Annotated in this window: 13 protein-coding genes and 2 pseudogenes; 5 read left to right on the top strand and 10 right to left on the bottom strand. The window is 63.2% G+C overall.

Annotated features, from left to right (window positions below):
- Nucleotides 1-47 precede the first annotated feature (47 nt).
- Genes ACSQ3S_RS16655 through ACSQ3S_RS16645 form a run of 3 tightly spaced genes read right to left on the bottom strand, consistent with a single transcriptional unit; the run spans nt 48 to nt 4,525 of the window.
- Nucleotides 48-839: an SDR family NAD(P)-dependent oxidoreductase gene (locus tag ACSQ3S_RS16655; RefSeq protein ID WP_436143062.1), complete on the bottom strand. Its 792-nt coding sequence runs from the start codon at nt 837-839 to the stop codon at nt 48-50.
- A gap of 35 nt (nt 840-874) precedes the next feature.
- Entirely contained in the window at nt 875-1,510 is a 636-nt protein-coding gene (locus tag ACSQ3S_RS16650) for a response regulator (protein WP_436143061.1), read from the bottom strand.
- Nucleotides 1,511-1,570: 60 nt separating this feature from the next.
- On the bottom strand, nt 1,571-4,525 hold the full coding sequence (locus ACSQ3S_RS16645; RefSeq protein WP_436143060.1) for a sensor histidine kinase: 2,955 nt from the start codon (nt 4,523-4,525) through the stop codon (nt 1,571-1,573).
- A gap of 135 nt (nt 4,526-4,660) precedes the next feature.
- On the opposite strand from ACSQ3S_RS16645, the gene ACSQ3S_RS16640 reads away from it, so the two are divergent.
- Entirely contained in the window at nt 4,661-5,566 is a 906-nt protein-coding gene (locus tag ACSQ3S_RS16640; RefSeq protein ID WP_436143059.1) for an alpha/beta fold hydrolase, read from the top strand.
- Between the two features lie 112 nt (nt 5,567-5,678).
- Here ACSQ3S_RS16640 and ACSQ3S_RS16635 read toward each other — a convergent pair whose 3' ends face one another.
- Nucleotides 5,679-6,809 (bottom strand): sensor histidine kinase, encoded by a 1,131-nt coding sequence (locus tag ACSQ3S_RS16635; RefSeq protein WP_436143058.1) that lies wholly within the window; start codon nt 6,807-6,809, stop codon nt 5,679-5,681.
- 298 nt (nt 6,810-7,107) lie between these two features.
- Between ACSQ3S_RS16635 and ACSQ3S_RS16630 the strand changes: the two genes are divergently transcribed.
- Nucleotides 7,108-7,737 (top strand): glycine zipper 2TM domain-containing protein, encoded by a 630-nt coding sequence (locus ACSQ3S_RS16630; protein ID WP_436143057.1) that lies wholly within the window; start codon nt 7,108-7,110, stop codon nt 7,735-7,737.
- A 69-nt stretch (nt 7,738-7,806) separates the two neighbouring features.
- Here the strand turns inward: ACSQ3S_RS16630 and ACSQ3S_RS16625 are convergent, their stop codons facing one another.
- Entirely contained in the window at nt 7,807-10,170 is a 2,364-nt protein-coding gene (locus ACSQ3S_RS16625; RefSeq protein WP_436143056.1) for a S53 family peptidase, read from the bottom strand.
- 62 nt (nt 10,171-10,232) lie between these two features.
- Between ACSQ3S_RS16625 and ACSQ3S_RS16620 the strand changes: the two are divergent.
- Nucleotides 10,233-10,608, top strand: a pseudogene (locus tag ACSQ3S_RS16620) (ketopantoate reductase C-terminal domain-containing protein); the annotation flags it as partial.
- Between the two features lie 4 nt (nt 10,609-10,612).
- Here the strand turns inward: ACSQ3S_RS16620 and ACSQ3S_RS16615 are convergent.
- Both ACSQ3S_RS16615 and ACSQ3S_RS16610 read right to left on the bottom strand, forming a co-directional pair.
- Nucleotides 10,613-11,517: pseudogene (locus ACSQ3S_RS16615) on the bottom strand (methyl-accepting chemotaxis protein); the annotation flags it as partial.
- A 93-nt stretch (nt 11,518-11,610) separates the two neighbouring features.
- Nucleotides 11,611-11,811: a hypothetical protein gene (locus ACSQ3S_RS16610; RefSeq protein ID WP_176650959.1), complete on the bottom strand. Its 201-nt coding sequence runs from the start codon at nt 11,809-11,811 to the stop codon at nt 11,611-11,613.
- Nucleotides 11,812-12,123: 312 nt separating this feature from the next.
- Between ACSQ3S_RS16610 and ACSQ3S_RS16605 the strand changes: the two genes are divergently transcribed.
- Together ACSQ3S_RS16605 and ACSQ3S_RS16600 are read left to right on the top strand one after the other, a co-directional pair.
- Nucleotides 12,124-13,674 (top strand): SDR family oxidoreductase, encoded by a 1,551-nt coding sequence (locus ACSQ3S_RS16605; RefSeq protein WP_436143055.1) that lies wholly within the window; start codon nt 12,124-12,126, stop codon nt 13,672-13,674.
- 46 nt (nt 13,675-13,720) lie between these two features.
- A complete protein-coding gene (locus ACSQ3S_RS16600) occupies nt 13,721-15,097 on the top strand; it encodes a wax ester/triacylglycerol synthase family O-acyltransferase (RefSeq protein WP_436143054.1) in 1,377 nt (458 codons plus the stop codon).
- On the opposite strand, the gene ACSQ3S_RS16595 is transcribed toward ACSQ3S_RS16600, so the two are convergent.
- The 3 genes from ACSQ3S_RS16595 to ACSQ3S_RS16585 form a co-directional block, all read right to left on the bottom strand.
- On the bottom strand, nt 15,094-15,330 hold the full coding sequence (locus ACSQ3S_RS16595; protein WP_436145037.1) for an SRPBCC domain-containing protein: 237 nt from the start codon (nt 15,328-15,330) through the stop codon (nt 15,094-15,096). The two genes, ACSQ3S_RS16600 and ACSQ3S_RS16595, sit on opposite strands and share 4 nt — an antisense overlap.
- 74 nt (nt 15,331-15,404) lie before the next feature.
- Nucleotides 15,405-15,842, bottom strand: coding sequence for a GNAT family N-acetyltransferase (locus ACSQ3S_RS16590; protein ID WP_436145036.1), 438 nt, complete (start codon nt 15,840-15,842; stop codon nt 15,405-15,407).
- 275 nt (nt 15,843-16,117) lie between these two features.
- Nucleotides 16,118-17,023, bottom strand: coding sequence for an SDR family oxidoreductase (locus ACSQ3S_RS16585; protein WP_413446228.1), 906 nt, complete (start codon nt 17,021-17,023; stop codon nt 16,118-16,120).

The following is a 17,023-nucleotide window of genomic DNA, read 5'->3' as shown; positions in this document are numbered from 1 at the left end:
TCTGCGCCATTCGCGCCTTAGCCTGAGGCCCACCGCACAGCCATGCTTCAGAAGGCGCTCTTGATCACACCGCCGTCGACACGCAGCGCCGCGCCGGTGGTCGCAGATGCCAGCGGGCTTGCCACATAGGCCACGAGCGAGGCTACTTCTTGCGGCGTGCCGAAGCGCTTGATCAACGACGTCGGCCGCACATGTTCGAAGAACTCCGCTTCGACCTGCTCGAAGCTCTTGCCGGCCGATCGCGCCAGGTCCTCAACAAAGTCGCCGACGCCACGCGATTTGGTCGGGCCGGGCAGTACGCTGTTGACCGTGATACCGGTGCCGGCAACCGACTCCGCCAGTCCGCGCGACACCGCAAGCTGTGCTGTCTTGGTCATGCCGTAGTGGATCATTTCGGTGGGGATCTGCACCGCGCTTTCGCTGGAGATGAAGATGATACGCCCCCAATTCGCGCGCTTCATCTCCGGCAGCACCAGGCGCGCGAGGCGGACACCGCTCAGCACATTGACGTCGAAGAAGCGCCGCCAGTCCTCGTCGGGAATGTCTTCAAAGGCCTTGGGCTCGAAGATGCCAAGGTTGTTGACCAGAATGCTGATGCCCGCATGGCGTCGAACCACCTCTTGCGCGGCCTCGGGCTGGCTAAGGTCGCCGGCATAGCCCAGGACCGTTCCGCCCGTCTCCGAACGGATGCGCTCCACCGCCTCATCCACGCTTGCCTGCATCCTGCCGTTGACGATGACGCTTGCGCCTTCCTGGGCCAGCTGGTGCGCAATGGCATAGCCGATACCGGCCGTGCTGCCGCTGACTATGGCGGTCTTGCCGCCGAGTTGCAAATCCATGTCGATACTCCTTGGTTGCTTGCGAAAAGTGAAATCTAATTGTCCCAATACCCGCGGTGCATGGCGATCGTCACGGCATGGGTGCGATCGCGCGCGTCGAGCTTGTGCAGGATGGTTTTCATGTGCGCCTTGATGGTGTCTTCGCTCAAGCCCAACCGGTCGGCCACACGCCGGTTGGAATTGCCATCCGCGACATAGCGGAGTACTTCCAGCTCGCGCTTGCTCAGCGTATCCTGCTGGAAGTTGTTGGCCAGGCTGCTGGCGACCTGTCGCGATAGCTGCCACTGTCCTGCGTGCACGGCAACGATATAGCTGCTTAAGTCAGTACGCGCAAGGTTTTTCAGGAGATAGCCGCTGGCCCCGGCTTTCAAGCCGCGCGCCACGCGTTCATCGCCGGCGTAGGTGGTCAGGATAATGATACGCGCCTGAGGATTGAGGCTGCGAATGGCCGTGGTCGCTTCGATGCCGTTGCGCCCCGGCATTTGCACATCCATCAGCGTGATGTCGGGACGGAAGCGTTTGTATTGCTCGATGGCGCCGTCGCCATCCCCGGCCTCCGCCACCACCGAGAACTTCGGATCGGCCGACAGCACGGCAGCTATCCCGCTGCGCAGCAAGGGATGATCGTCCGCGATCATCACCCTGATCATTCCGCCGCCCCTGCTTTCCATAACAGCGCTCCTTTATCGTCTTGGACTAGCGTATCACCGGAAAGTCCTGCCGACATCACCCTATTGGGTATAAGCCAGGGCTGCGGGCAGTGTCAGCTGCCACTCGGTGCCCGTTTCGGCGCTACTGCGCAACACGAGCTTGGCGTTAATCCTGGCCGCACGCTCCGCCATGCCGCGCATTCCCCAGTGATTCCGGCGCCCGCCGTCACCCAGGATTTCCGCAGGAATGCCGACACCGTCATCACGTACGATACACCGGAATTCCCGCATGCCGTATTGAAGTTCCACCTCTATGCGCTGCGCCCTGGCGTGACTGCAGGCGTTGGCGATCGCCTCGATGGCGATTGCCATGGCTTCCTGATAAATCGCACCATCCAGCTGGCGCAACGCGCCGCTCATCTTCAACTGGATGGCGCTTGCCTCGCAAAGCTGCAAGCGGTTCGCGGCGGCCAGCAGCGCGTCCGGGAAGCTGAGCTTGTCGTCTTCGCCCCGCAATTCGCGTATGCGGCCGCGGCCTTCATCCACCACGTCGTCAGCCTGCTGCAGCACATTCTCCAGCTGCATGCGCATCGCGTCTTTGGGCGGCATTTTCATGACGGCGGCGTGAATATGCAGGATCAGGCTTTGCACCGATTGCAGCAGGGTGTCGTGCAACTCCCTCGCAATGCGCTCGCGCTCGCTTACCCGTTCCTGCAGGCGATGCGCCATTTGCCTGGACATACGGTTGATGTGCCAGCGGTATGCCAGATAGGCCGCCGACAGCAGCAGCGCGCCGCATAGCGCTTTGAACCACCAGGTTTCCGTCATGGCCGGAGCGATCGTAAAGTGCGCCATGGTGTGTTGACCGGCCCATTTGCCGTTGTAATCGGAGGCCGCGACGCGAAAGTGATAATCGCCGGGCGCGAGATTGCTGTAGTACGCGTTGCGGCGGGCGCCTACCTCCTGCCAATCCGCGTCGACTTCCTCCAGTCGATAGCGAAACCGTACCCGCTCCGGCATCGCCAGCGAGGGAATGGTGTAATCGATCTGCAATGCGGAGACGCCGGGAGCAAATTGCGCATGCTCCTGCACCGCCTTGCTTTCTCCCTGCGGTCCGATCGTCTTGATGATGGCAGGCTGTGCCGGCGAAAGCGGTAATTGCTCCCTGGGATCCAGTCGAAACACGCCGGTCGTCCGGACTATCCACAGGCGCAAGTCGGACGACAGCACCAGCGAAGGCGATGGAACGAGGCGCGGCGCACTCCCCTCCAACCCGTCAAGCTGATCCAGGCGCTCGTACTGCACGCGGTAATCCGGGACGCGTTTGAATTTGGCGATCTCTTCGCTGGCAATGCGGAACAGGCCTGCCGTGGCATTCAGCCACAGATCGCCGTTATCCAGTTCGACGATGCCGGAGATGCCGTCGAAGGTTTCGCCATTCAAGCCGCCGACCTGTTGGAACCGGCCGGCTTCAAACAGCGCGAGTCCGTTGTCCCCGCCCGCCCACACGTGCCGGCCATGCAAATGCAGCGCCATCACCAGACCCACGGTGAGGCCGTCGGCCGGACCATAGTTGCGCCACCCGGCACCCTCGGCGTGCGCCACGCGGCCGGGAAAGTAGCCCAGCCACAGGCCCAGCGCATCCGAGCGTGCCATCACGCTGACTTCGCCTTCGTTTCCGGTTTTCTCCCACTCGCCGCTGGACCTCCGACGATACAACCCCAGGTGTTGTACCGCCGCCAGCAGGTCGCCGTTCTGGTCCGCCAGCACGCTTTTGACGACCCTGTTGCCGATGGTGGCGGGCAGTGCAATTCTCCGGCTGTCCTTGCCCTGGATGCGGCGCAGCGCGCCGTAGGATGAGCCCCATAGTACGCCGTCGCTGGTGCGGGTAAAGCCGGTCAGCATATCCGCCCAGCCCTCCTGGTTGGCTGGCCATAACGGCGTGATCCTGGCCTGGCCGGCATTGCTGGAGGAAACGTGAAAGCCGCCTATCCAGGCGCCGCCGCTGTCATCGGCCAGGATCGCGGCGCCTATGGCCGACTCGGGGACCTCGATTCTGGCCAGGCGCCGGCTACGAAAACGATCTACCCCGGAGGATGTGGCGGCCCAGACATTCCCTTCCCTATCCTCGAAAATAGCGCCGACAGAAGGTCCGCTCAAGCCTTGCGGCGGCGTGGTCCGGCCGGACACTCCGCTCGCGGTGCGGTATTCAAGTCCCCCTTTAAGCCCTATCCAGAGATCGCCGCGGTGGTCGAACAGCAGGCTGGCAGGGTCGCCCAGATGCTCCCAATGCTGCGGGTAGCCGCCCTGCGCCGGCCCGGCAAGCTGATTGAAACGGGCATGTCCGGCGTCCCAGCTCACCACGCTGCCATCGGGCAGGTTAAACAGCACGCCGGTGCCGCTGCTGACCGGCGCCTTGGCGAACTGCTTACTGCCCGGCCGGAGAAAATAGACGCCGGTATCGCACTGCGCCCACAGCACACCCTGGCGGTCACGCATCAGTGTCTTGTACTGTCCGCCGGGCACCTCCCACGAACTGGCGGGCGCTTGCCAGCGTTCGTTTTCAAGGTAATACATTCCCTGCGCCGTCGCCGCCCAGACGCGACCGTCGCCATCTTGCTCCACGCCCCAGACCGAGCGGCCAGGCAAGCCGTCCCGCTCGCTGTAGTTGCGGATGCGTCCATGCCGCAGCTGCGCGGCGCCGCCAGTGCGATAACCTATCCACAAGGAGCCATCGGCAAACGCGTTGACCACGCTGACATTCCTGGTCAACAAGGGCGCGTTGGACGGGGCGAACTGTTCGAACTGGATACCGTCAAAGCGATACAGGCCGGTCGGACCGCCCAGCCACAGCCAGCCGTCCTGGGTCTGGGTCATGGACAAAATCATGGCCGGGGCGCCATCGCGAACGGTCCAGCTGGTGTGGTGCAGATTGATCGGCGCGGCCGAAGTGCTGCGGGCCTGCGACGACAGGCAGCAGGAAAGAATTACCAACAAGGAAAATATTCTGCCGTAACTCATCAATGGACTTTTCATGGAAGAAACCGGCGATTAATTGTAATTCTGAAATTTTTGCTACCGCGAATATTGTATAGAAATAAACCACCCGATAGTGTGTATGTCCGCGCCGATCAGTTGGATATTCTGTTGGTTTAACCACGGGAGATCATCATGTTACGAACTGTCACCAGGTTGCTATGCGCGGGCTTACTGATGTTGTACGCCTTCATCGGACCAGCTCAAGCGCAAGCCCCGAAGAGCAATTTTGCGGAAGTAAATGGTGTGCGGATTCACTACCTGTCCGCCGGCAAGGGCGATCCTGTGATCCTGCTGCATGGCTACACCGAGTCCAGCCACATGTGGCTGCCGCTGATCACCCAGCTGTCGAAAGACCATCTGGTCATCGCCCCCGATTTGCGCGGCTTCGGACAATCCGGCCTGCCGCAGGGGCCTTACACCAAATCGGTGATGGCACAGGACGTCCACGCGTTGGCGGTCAGCCTTGGCATCAAGTCAGCCAAGGTTGTCGGTCACGACATCGGCCTCATGGTCGCTTACGCCTATGCCGCCCAGTATCCGCAGGAAGTCAACAAGATCGTCTTGATGGATGCGTTCCTGCCGGGCGTGGGCAATTGGAAGGATGTCTGGCTGCTGCGCGACCTGTGGCATTTCCATTTCTATGGCGAGACGCCGCTTGCGCTGGTTAAAGGACGCGAACGCACCTACTTCGAACATTTCTGGAACGATTTCGCCGCCGATAAAACGAAATCGCTGAGCGAAGCGGATCGTAAGTTCTACACCGCCGAATACGCCCAGCCGGGCCATATGCGCGCCGGTTTCGAAGTCTTCCGCGCCTTCAGCCAGGATGCGGAGGAGTTCGCCCAGTACATGAAAACGCCGCTGACCATGCCGATGCTCGTGCTCGCCGGCGAGAAGGCATCGGGTGAATTCCTGATCCAGCAGGCCCGCCTGGTCGATACCCACGTCGAAGGCGTGGTGGTCAAGAACAGCGGACACTGGCTGATGGAGGAAGCCACCGCGGAAGTGGTGCCCAAGCTGGTCCAATTTCTGAAGTAAGGGAAGTCAGTCGGGCGAGAATAAAAATGCCGTGTGAAACAGGGCTGTAGCTCAGCATGTGATTGACATGCTGAGTTGAATTCCGTCGAACGCTAACGTTAGCGTCGAGGAATCAGGAAGGCATGGCGCGGCGCGGCAGGCTGATTGTGAAAACACAACCGACCCGAGGAACATCGCGCACGCTCAACGTGCCGCCGCTCGCGGTAACCGATTGCTGAGCAATCGTCAGGCCCAATCCGAGTCCATTTCGATCACTACCGTGCTGCGCGAAAGGCAGAAACATTGTGGCTTCGGCGTCGGGGGGAAGCCCACCGCAATGGTCTGCAACATCGATTTGAATTCTGTCCGCCGAGGCATAGGCGCTCAGGGTCACCGTTGTCCCCACATGCGTGAACTTGATTGCGTTTTGTAGAAGATTAGCCGCCGCAGAAAGGAGCAGTTCCCGATTTCCACTGACTGCGAGAGCATGGTCTACAGCGGTGACAGAGATACGACACCCTTTCGCCTGTGCAGCCAGCTGCGCAGCCGCCTCCAGTTCGGCCACAAATTCATACAGCGAAAACGAACGAAGAATTGTCGTGTTCTGACCCACGGCACGGATGTCGACTAAAGACTCATCAATTAATCGAGAAAGACCGCTCAGGCTACGCTCCAGGATGGAGCCTGTCGCACCAGACAGACTGAGATTGCCTGCCTTCGAAGCGGCGAATGCCAAAGAAGCGGTTCCTAAAATATTTCTCAGCTCGTGGGCGAAGAAGCCCGCACGCTGGTTACTTTCAGTCGCTACTTTGTCGGCCGCCGCAAGTCTTTGTTGATAGCTAAATTCAGTTACGGCATCGGCTATCGCGTTATCCAGGCATCGGTTAAGAGTCCTGAACTCATCCACTAAAAAGGGGGCGTCCCGCTCCACCGCAAGGTCCGTAATTGCCTGGCATAGGTCACCGTAATCATGAACAACTTCGTCCACGGTGTAACCCATGATGAGCAAATCTTTTCCATGCTGGGTAGCAGACGTCCCCACTTCCGAATGCGCCGTCCCCCCACCCGCCGGGCCTGAAATATAGACGCTTTCCTCGCGGTCTTGCGTCTGCTCACTTTGGAGCGTGCGAATGAGTTGGTCAAGAAAAATGGGGATGCCATTTTCCAGTTGATCCGAGGAGGCCAAGCGCCCCAGGCGAGTAGAAACCTTATCTCGACAACGTTGAACCAAATCAGCTCTATTGTTAAACAGGAACTCGTGCATCACAGCGTAGCCTTTCACTCAGCTAGCAGTTGACACAAGATGCCGTAACCTAGCTAAGCCATCCTATGACCTTACCATGTTGGGACTTTCTTCCGCGTTCGCTATAACCTCTCGCGTCTAAGGTGATACTGCTGTGCATTAGAAAAAGTCTCTCACTGAGTACTCTTACAGCAAGAATACAGTTCAGAACATACGTTTTCTTACAATTGATACACGATTCATGTCGCGCGACCGGCTATGTCGAACGTTATCAAAGGCAGGTACACCCGTAAAAAAACATCCAATGAAAAGGTCACAAATGAATACTCCGCTCACACCAGTTTCAAAGCCAGCGCTCCATCCATTAATTCTCGTCGCGGCGGTCGCGATAGTGCTGGTTTGCGGCCTCGGCGCAGCAGCAATCATGGGATGGTTACCATCTTCCGCCGGGAAAAATTCTGACCTTCCCCTCAACGCGAACGGCCAGCCTATGGCTAGCCAGTCCATACAAACGCCATTGCCCCAATCCGGCGATCCCGCATATCACCGGACAACACCGCCCGTCCACCATGCACGTCCTGCAGAACACCTCGCTTCAGCAAGCCCGACTATTTGCACGGATTGCGGCGTGATTGATGCAATCAACGAAGTTGATACGCGCGGCCAAGGCAGCGGAGTAGGAGCAGCAGGCGGAGCAGTCGTAGGTGGCCTGCTGGGTAACCAGGTAGGCAGCGGTCGGGGTCGCGAATTGGCGACCATCGCTGGCGCGATAGGCGGCGCAGTAGCCGGCAATCAGATTGAAGGCCGCGTTAAAACCAATCATAGTTATAATATTTCCGTTCGACTGAACGACGGTTCCTTCCGCACATTCCATCAATCGGAGCAGCCTGGATGGCACACCGGTGATCACGTACGAATTGTGGATGGCATGATTCGCGCCAACGGATAGTCATCCGCGTACCAAACAAAAAACCCGCTACTCCTTCCGGAGCAGCGGGTTTTTTCGTTGTCTTTAATTTCAGCGCGCCGTCACCGTCACCGGGATCGTCAGCTGGGCGCTGCCTCCGGCATTATCGGTCACCGCCACCTTCAATTGATAGCTGCCGGCCACCGGCGCGCTCCAGTACGGCATGACGCTCAGGCCGTTGGACTGGAACATCATGCCCAGTGGCACCCCGGAGATCGTGATCGACACCGAACTGGCGCCATTGTCCACGATGGTGATCAAGCCCGTCATCGGCTTGCCCGCCACGCCCGTCATGGCCGCGGCCGTGATCACCGGGCCACCGGCGGTGATTTGCACCGTGTACCTGGCCTGGCCGCTCAAGCCGGTCTTGCTATCCTTGGCGGTGACGGTGACGGCGTAGGTGCCGGCCACCGGCTTGGCCCAGCTGACCAGGCCCGCAGTGCTGATCGCCATGCCGGACGGCGCGCCGCTCAGCGCGTAGGTGACCGGATTGGCATTGCTGGCCGCCGCCGAGAACGACAACGCCACGCCCACCTTGCCGCTGATGGTGCCCGAAGTCAGCACCGGCGCCGACAACGGCGCGATCACGACGGTGTACACGCCCTGCCCGCTGAGGCCGGTCTTGCTGTCCTTGGCGGTCACGGTGACGGCGTAGGTCCCGGTCACCGGCGCCGCCCAGCTGACCACGCCGGCGCTGCTGATGCTCATGCCGGACGGCGCCCCGCTCAGTGTATAGCTGACCGTATTGGCCGCAACGGTGGAAACCGTGAACGTCAACGCTGTCCCGACCGTGCCCTTGATGCTGGCCGAGCCCACCTGCGGCGCGGGGGCGACGGTCAGGCCCGACAGCGTCGACAACAGGCTGGACACGTTCGGCGTGCCCAGGCCGGTCAACTGATCGTAGCCGGTCTTGGCGGTGCAAGCAGCGCAGCTGCCGTCGCTGCCGGCGGTGACATCGGCAAAGGCGGACGCGTAAGTGCCCGGCACGGCGGCGATCCCGCCATACAGCGCCGCATGCGGCGCGCCCATTGCCGCCTTGCCGCTCAGCGCGCGGGTGGCGTTGGCCACAGCGATCAGGCCGGCCCACTGCGGCGTCGACAAGCTGGTGCCGCCCACGCTGCCCCAGCGCACCGTGCTGCTACCGGGCGCGATCATCGCCACGTACTGGCCAGACGATGGATCGGCATTGAAGGCGACATCGGCCACCGTGCGGCGCGCGGGCGTGCCCATGCCCGGCACGGCGCTGGTCTGATAGCTCGGCGTGGCCGTGTACAGGCTGACGCCGCCGCCGGTGCCGGACCAGGCCACTTCGGAACGCAGTCCGCTGCCACTGTAGCTGAGCGTGGTGCCACCGACCGCCAGCACATGCGGCGCGACCGCCGGCCACGACACGCCTGCGCCGGAGTCGCCGGTGGCGGCCAGATAGGTCATGCCGGTGGCGGCGAATACGCTGTCGGAGGAGACGGTACCGCTGCTTTCAGAACCGCCAAAACTCATCGAGACGATGCCCGGCCCCATCGCGTTGGCCAGCTTGGCGCCGCCCAGCAGATTGTTGTAGCTCGCGTCGGCGGTTTCGATCAGCACGATGCGGGCCAGTGGCGCGGTGGCGTGCGCCCACTGCACGTCGAGGGTGATTTCGCTGGCCCAGCCGGAGTCGTACGCGGGCTGGGTCGCGGTCATGGCGCCACTGGCGGTGCTGTACACCACGGCCAGTTCGCAGCCGCTGGTGGAGGCGGCGGCCAACGGCAGGCTGGCCGTGGGAGCGATGGTCTTGGTGGTGCAGGCCGGCAGGCTGAATTTGGTGTTGAACGCGGCCAGTTCGGCGACCACGTTCGGGTCATGCTGGGCGTCGAGGATGTAGATGGTCTGGCCGGCGCCCAGCTGTGCCGCCTGGGCGGCCGTCAATGCGCTGCCGGCCGCCGGCAGCGCCGGCAAGCCATAGGCGGCGCGGATCTGGGCCGGAGTGTAGGTCGCCACCACGCTGCCGGAGGCTGCCGGCGCCGCGGCCGCTTCCGGGCTCAGGCTGCGCATGGCTTCCAGGTGACGGCCGCGCAGCGCCTGCATGGTCAGGCGGCGAGTCGAAAGGTGCTGGAATTCAGTCGGGACGGCCTGTGCGTGCACCGGCGCGGTGGCGCTGTCGGCATGGTCGTCCGGCGCCTGTAGTTCGACCGGCGCCATGTGGAACGACGGCAGCGCCATGCGCTGGGCATCTTCGGCCGGCAGCGTGCCGGCGTCCAGTACCAGCGTGGTCGAGCCGGTTGCGAGCGGAGCTGCGCCCTGTACCAGACGCGTTTCAGCGGAGTTGTCAGTGCCGCCAGCGCCGCATGCGCTCAGCAGGGCAGTCGCGCACAGTGCGAGCGCCGGCAGCGCCACCGCAGATACGTTATATTTTGTTAAATATTGATTTTTCATCATCCGCCTTGGCGCTGCCATTTTGTATCCACGCGGAAATTATCGCACATTATTTATGCATTACCGACGTCCGCTACGACATCTGGTACAAGCTGTGGGGGGAACATGACGCTCAATCCGGTATCGGCCATCACCGGCGCGACTGCGGACTGCATCCTGGACGACCAGCTGGTGGCCGAATTCTGCCGCGCCGCGATGCGCGAGGCGGCCGTCATCGGCGAACGCATCGCCTAAACGCCCGAGCAGCGCCACCTGATCACGCGCAAGCTGGGCGCCTTCCAAAGCTCGCTGCTGCGGGACGCCGAAGCCTGCCGCATGCTGGAACTCGACGCGCTGGTGGCGGCCGTGCGCAAGATCGGCCAGCGCCTGCAACTGGCCACGCCGCACATCGACGCCCTGTTCGGCCGCGTGCACGGCCTGAATCCGCCGGCGGCAGGCTAAACAGTCAGAACGCTTCCCAATCGACGCCGACAACCGCGGCGACCCTGGCCGGCCGCGCCGCCTGCGCGCGTGGGCTCGCGGCGATTTTCGCCACCGCCTTGACCACCTTCAGCGGCCGGCGGACAGCGGGCTTGCCGGCGGCCGAAGCGCCCCGATACGCGCCCAGCTTGAAGGCGCCGACCACCTGCGCCAGTTTGACCGCCTGGTCCTGCATCGATTCGGCCGCCGCCGCGGCCTCCTCCACCAATGCGGCATTTTGCTGGGTCACCTGGTCCATCTGCGTGACGGCCTGGTTGATCTGCTCGATGCCGGCGTTCTGCTCCTGACTGGCGAAGGCGATTTCGGACATGATGTCCGTCACCCGCTTGACGCTGTCGACGATCTCGCCCATGGTCGCGCCGGCCTGGTCGACCAGCTTCGCGCCCAGTTCCACTTTACCCACCGAATCGCCGATCAGCTCCTTGATTTCCTTCGCGGCCGACGCCGGGCGCGCGCCAGGTTGCGCACTTCCGACGCCACCACCGCGAAGCCGCGCCCCTGCTCGCCGGCGCGCGCCGCCTCGACCGCCGCGTTCAGCGCCAGGATATTGGTCTGGAAAGCGATGCCGTCGATCACGCCGATGATGTCGACGATTTTCTTCGACGAGTCGTTGATCGACCCCATCGTCTGCACCACCTCGGACACCACCGCGCCACCGCGCAGCGCCACCTCGGACGCGGAGTTGCCCAGCACATTGGCTTGGCGCGCGTTGTCGGCATTCTGCTTGACGGTGGAAGTCAGTTCCTCCATCGACGACGCGGTCTCGTCCAATGAACTGGCCCGCTCCTCGGTGCGCGACGACAGGTCCTGGTTGCCGACCGCGATCTGGCGCGACGCGGTGCCTGTGGTCTCGGTACCGGAACGCACATCCGCCGCGCCCTGCCTGGGGCGCCCGGACGCGTGGACATCGTTGCCGCAGCGATCAAGGAGGCCTGGGGCGGGCTGTTGCCGGGCAAACCTTAATCAATCGTCCCGGTTGCCGCGCTCGTCGCGGCTGCCGGACTGGCGCTGGCCAGGATTGCTGTTTTCCTTGTTCTTGCTATCGCGGCTGGTGTCGACGCTCTGCTGCTGGCTGCCACCGCGCGTGCCGCTTTGCTGAGATCCGGGAGTGCCCGATTGTTTGGAATTTTCCGATGGCGATGGATTGTTTTTACCTTGGTTCATGGTGGTCTCCTGTTCAGGTGGTTAAATTGCCGGCCGCAGCCGGTAACAAATCATCTGCCCACGCGATACGGCACGATATAGGAGCACCGCCCACTCCGCTGTAGGACTGGACTGAGTTCCGCAAGAACATAGTTCGTTGCGCAAATGCCTCAATGTTGTAAACGCTGCCACACCGCTTCCCCCGGCACCACAGCCGCATGACTCGCGCCGCCATGCGTTTGGCTTCCAAAGCCACTGCAAAGTCGCCAGTCACTCCCGGGTTTCGCTCTAAGATCGGATCATTGTAGTAATGACACCGTTTCTGAGAACCCTATGAAACCAGCATTGAATGTGCAAGCGGCGCTGTCGGGCAAGCGCATCCTGATTACCGGCAGCACCGGCTTCCTGGCCAAGGTGGTGCTGGAAAAGCTCATCCGCAGCGTGCCGGACATCGGCGGCATCGTGCTGCTGATACGCGGCGGCAAGCATGGCGCCGACGCGCGCCAGCGCTTCGACCGCGACATCGCCACCTCGTCGGTGTTCGACCGCCTGCGCGCCGAGCGGCCCGCGTTCCTGGCCGAATTTTTCGCCGAGAAGATCGAATGCGTGACCGGCGAAGTGACCGAGCCCTGCTTCGGCCTGCTGTTGCCGGACTTCACCGCGCTGGCGCGCCGCGTCGACGTGGTGATCAACGCTGCCGCCAGCGTCAACTTCCGCGAGGCGCTGGACGAGGCGCTGGCCATCAACGCGCTCAGCGTGCAGAACATCTGCGAACTGGCTCGCACCGGCAACGCGCCGCTGATCCAGGTCTCGACCTGCTACGTCAACGGCTACAACCGCGGCGACATGCTCGAACAGAACGTCACGCCGGCGCGCGCCGCCATCCCGCGCCATGCCGACGGCCACTTCGATTTATATGGTTTGCTCAAGCACCTGCAGCACCGCATCGCGGTGGTGGAGGCCGAGACCAGCGGCTCCGAGCAGCTGGAGCGCCGCCTGACGGAACTGGGCATCGCCGAGGCCAACTACCACGGCTGGAACGACACCTACACCTTCACCAAGTGGATGGGCGAACAGCTGGCGATGCAGGCCATGCGCGGCAAGACGCTGACCATCGTGCGGCCGTCCATCATCGAAAGCACGCTGCAGGAACCGGCGCCCGGCTGGCTCGAAGGCGTCAAGGTGGCGGACGCCATCATCCTGGCCTACGCGCGCGGCAAGACCAGCTTCTTCCCGGCCAAGCCGAACGAGATCGTCGACATCGTGCCGGCCGACCTGGTCGCCAACAGCATCGTGCTGGCCGCCGCCGAAGCGCTGGCCGATCCGGGCGCCGCCCGCATCTACCAGGCCTGCACCGGATCGGCCAACCCGATCACCGTCGGCCGCGTGATCGACCTGATACAAACCGAATCGAAGCGCAACTGGCGCAGCTACGAGCGCCTGTTCTACCAAGAGCCGAAACACGACTTCCGGGTTGTCAGCCGTCCCGCGTTCCTGCTGATGCTGCGGGCGATGCGCATCGGCGCCAGGGCTTGGAGCGGCGTGCGGCGGTTGCTGGGCGACGGCGAATCGCCGAAGCTCGAGGCGCTGCGCACCACGCAACTGCTGGCCCTGACGTTCTCGTTCTACACCGCGCCGCGCTACGTGTTCCACAACACGTCGCTGATGGCGCTGGCGCAGCGCTTCGGCAGCGAAGACCGGGCGCGCTACATGGTGGACCCGAGCGCCATCGACTGGAAGGAATACCTGTGCCGCATCCACATGGCGGGCCTGAACCGTTATGCGCTGCGGCCGCGCTCACCCAAATCGGTGGAGGCGGCAGCCGCGGCTGCGCCATCGCCGTCAACGGAAGCACGGGCAAAAGCGACACCTGTAAAAATATAAGCGGACGCCGGCAAAGATCCGGCGCCGCACGAGGAGACGGCATCACATGAGCAAACCAACCGCAGCACCGGCGGCGATGACGCGTCGCGACTATGCATGGCACCGCATGGACACCGACAAGAACCTGATGGTCATCAACAGCATCCTGCTGTTCGAAGGCGCGGTCGACATGGAGCGGCTGACGTCCACCATCGCGCATCGCCTGCCCAACTATCCGCGCTTTACGCAGAAGGTGGTGCAGCGGCGCGGCCGCCCGCACTGGGTGGAGGACGAGCGGTTCGACATCACCCAGCACATCAAGCTGGAACAGCTGTCGCAGGAAGTGAGCCGCGAACAGCTGCAGGCTCACATGACGCGCATCGCCCACCTGCCGCTGGAACGCGACCGGCCGATGTGGCACATGACGGTGCTGGACCGCGTCAACGGCGGCCACGCCATCGTGTTCCGCGTCCACCACTGCATCACCGACGGCCTGGGCCTGGTGCATGTGCTCAACCACCTGACCGATGACAACGGCGTGCATGGCCGCACGCCCTCGCCGGTCGGCCATCCGCACCGCGCCACGGTCGCGCACAACGCCGTGTGCTCGGCGGTGGCGCGCAGCGTGTCGTGGCTGAAGATCGCCGCCCATGTGGCGCGGCTGTCGGTACTGTGGCCGGACGCGCACAGCCGCTTCAAGGCGCCGATGACCGGCGCCAAGCAGCTGGTCTGGCTGCCGCCGCTGGAGATGGAGCGGGTGCGCGCCATGTCCAAGCGCATGGGCGTGACCTTGAACGATGTGTGGGTGGCGGCCGTCTCCGGCGCGCTGCGGCGCTACCTGGACGAGCATGGCCAGCGTCCCGACGGTCGCGCGCTGCGCGCCGCCGTCACCTTCAACCTGCGCGAGAAGGCCAACGCCTTCCAGCTGGGGAACGAGTTCGGTCTGGTGGCGGTGGACCTGCCGACCAATGTCGACGACCCACGCGTGCGGCTGCGCCAGTCCAGCGACCGCATGACGGCCATCAAGCGCTCGCACCAGCCGCGCGCCACGATGGCCTTCCTGTCGATCGCCGGCTGCCTGCCGACGGCGCTGCAGCACTTCGCGCTGAATCTGTTCACGTCCAAGGGCTCGGTGGTGCTGACCAATATCGAAGGTCCCGGCAGCCGCCGCTACCTGGCCGGCTCGCGCATGACGGACCTGATCTGCTGGGTGCCGCAGGCGGGCAAGCTGGGTGTGGGCCTGGCGTTCATCTCCTACGCCGGCCAGATCCAGCTGGCCCTGTTCGTCGACACCGACCTGGTGCCCGATCCCGACCGCCTGATGGCGTTGACCTACGACGCTTTCGAAGAGCTGGAACTGGCCACCCGCCCGGTTCCGGGGGAACTGCCCCAGGAAACCACCGACGCCGGCCATGCGGGCCGGCCGTTGGCGCCCGCAGCCTAACCCAGCTGCTTCATGTGGGCGATCAGTTGGTCGAGCGCCTTGCCCCAGCCATCGTGAAAGCCCATCTGCTTGTGCGCTTCCAGGGTGGCCGACGGGCCGGCCATCACCGAGCGGAACAGGCCGACCGGACGCAGGTCGCATTCTGCTTCCAGCGTCTTCCACGGCGCCGGCGTAAACCAGTGCACCAGATGCTCGGGTTTGGTCCATCCAGCCCAGACTTGCTCCGGCGAGATGTCGATGTCGCGCTAGAACACCAGGTCCAGCTCAGGATCGAAATTCTCAACGATGTTGGTCATGACGGCGTTCCTTAAAAGGTGTACTGCATGTTGATGTGCGAGATGCCGGCCTCGAAGAATTCGTCGCCGTCGATGGCGAAACCATGGCGCTCGTAAAATGGCGCGGCATGGGTTTGCGCGCTCAGCACCACCTGCTTGTCGCCGCGGGCGCGCGCTTGCTCCATCAGCGCTTGCAGCAAGGCGCCGCCGATGCCGGTGCCGCGCGCGCCCCGGCGCACGGCCATGCGGCCGATATGGCCGTCCGGCAGCAAGCGGCCGGTGCCGATCGGCGTGCCGGTGCTGTCGTAGGCCACGGCGTGCAGGCATACCGCGTCCATGTGGTCCATCTCCAGTTCGGCGGGAACCTTCTGTTCTTCGACGAAGACTTCAAAACGAATGAGCCTGGCGTCCGCGTTGAGCGGGGCGTTCCAGTCTCCGAAACGGATATCGTGCTTGGCGGTGTCGGTCATCGGCGTGCAATCAAGTTGGCGGAACACGATTGTCGCACGCAAGATGCCGTTCAGGGCGCCGCGCCGCCACTACGGCGACGTTTTCGTATCCACCGCGTCAGCGCGGTCACCACGAGCACTATGCTGGCTATTCCGAACACCCACGACGACAGGGCCGTGGGATACAGGTTATAGAAAATCGCCAATGAAAACCAACACGCGTACAACCATTCGCGCGACCATGCGTTGCCGATGGCGAGCACTGCGAGGAGGATCAGGTAAGCGGTATGCTCGTCTCAACCCAGTTTCATTTTGGCGCGCAAGGCTTCGCGCACGTGCGGCGTGGCGGCATACGGGTCGCCGGGATTGGTGGCGGCGACGATGTGCTCCATGCGCTCCTGCACGCCGGCCAGCGCGCCCGGATGCGAGTAGATGTAGAACTGGCCGTCGGCGATGGCCTTGAAGGTGATCTCGGCCACGTCCACGGCGGTGACCTTGCCGGACGAGACCGCCTTGTCCGTCATCGCCTGCGCGGCCAGCTGGCTGGCGGTCGGTCCCTGCGTCATGCGCACGTCTTCCGGCCGGTTGCGGTGCGACTGACTGATGCCGGTCGGCACAAAGTAAGGACACAGCACCGAGGCGCCGATCGGCGCGCCGACCAGTTGCAAATCCTGGTACAGCGTTTCCGACAGCGACACCACCGCATGCTTGGAGACGTTGTACACGCCCATCGCCGGCGCGTTCAGCAGCCCCGCCATCGACGCCGTGTTGACGATATGGCCTTCGAACGACGGATCGCGCGATGCCGCATCGAGCATCAGTTTGGTGAAGATGCGCACGCCATGGATCACGCCCCACACGTTCACTCCCATCACCCATTCCCAGTCGGCTTCCGTGTTTTCCCAGATCAGCCCGCCCGAACCGACGCCGGCGTTGTTGAACAGCAGGTGCACGGCGCCGAATTCGGCCACGGCCGCGTCGGCCAGCGCCTGCACCTGCTCGCCTTTGCGCACGTCGCAGATCATGGCGATCACGCTGGCGCCCTGTCCCCTGAGCTCCGCGGCCGCGCGGTCCAGCGCGTCGCGTTGCACATCGGCCAGCACCAGCTTCATGCCCTCGCGCGCCGCCACGTTGGCGAATTCGCGGCCCAAACCACTTGCACCGCCGGTAATGACGACGACTTTGTCTCTGAATGTTTTCAT

It is taken from the genome of Duganella sp. LjRoot269 (genome assembly GCF_964254095.1).
GTDB lineage: Bacteria > Pseudomonadota > Gammaproteobacteria > Burkholderiales > Burkholderiaceae_D > Rugamonas > Rugamonas hordei.
Note: the sequence above shows the minus strand (reverse complement) of the source record. Positions and strands in the feature narration are given on the sequence as shown.

Coding starts and splice junctions, on each gene's coding strand:
- ACSQ3S_RS16655 (WP_436143062.1), bottom strand. CDS start 839: ATGGATTTGCAACTCGGCGGCAAGACCGCCATAGTCAGCGGCAGCACG.
- ACSQ3S_RS16650 (WP_436143061.1), bottom strand. CDS start 1,510: ATGGAAAGCAGGGGCGGCGGAATGATCAGGGTGATGATCGCGGACGAT.
- ACSQ3S_RS16645 (WP_436143060.1), bottom strand. CDS start 4,525: ATGAAAAGTCCATTGATGAGTTACGGCAGAATATTTTCCTTGTTGGTA.
- ACSQ3S_RS16640 (WP_436143059.1), top strand. CDS start 4,661: ATGTTACGAACTGTCACCAGGTTGCTATGCGCGGGCTTACTGATGTTG.
- ACSQ3S_RS16635 (WP_436143058.1), bottom strand. CDS start 6,809: ATGCACGAGTTCCTGTTTAACAATAGAGCTGATTTGGTTCAACGTTGT.
- ACSQ3S_RS16630 (WP_436143057.1), top strand. CDS start 7,108: ATGAATACTCCGCTCACACCAGTTTCAAAGCCAGCGCTCCATCCATTA.
- ACSQ3S_RS16625 (WP_436143056.1), bottom strand. CDS start 10,170: ATGATGAAAAATCAATATTTAACAAAATATAACGTATCTGCGGTGGCG.
- ACSQ3S_RS16610 (WP_176650959.1), bottom strand. CDS start 11,811: ATGAACCAAGGTAAAAACAATCCATCGCCATCGGAAAATTCCAAACAA.
- ACSQ3S_RS16605 (WP_436143055.1), top strand. CDS start 12,124: ATGAAACCAGCATTGAATGTGCAAGCGGCGCTGTCGGGCAAGCGCATC.
- ACSQ3S_RS16600 (WP_436143054.1), top strand. CDS start 13,721: ATGAGCAAACCAACCGCAGCACCGGCGGCGATGACGCGTCGCGACTAT.
- ACSQ3S_RS16590 (WP_436145036.1), bottom strand. CDS start 15,842: ATGACCGACACCGCCAAGCACGATATCCGTTTCGGAGACTGGAACGCC.
- ACSQ3S_RS16585 (WP_413446228.1), bottom strand. CDS start 17,023: ATGAAAACATTCAGAGACAAAGTCGTCGTCATTACCGGCGGTGCAAGT.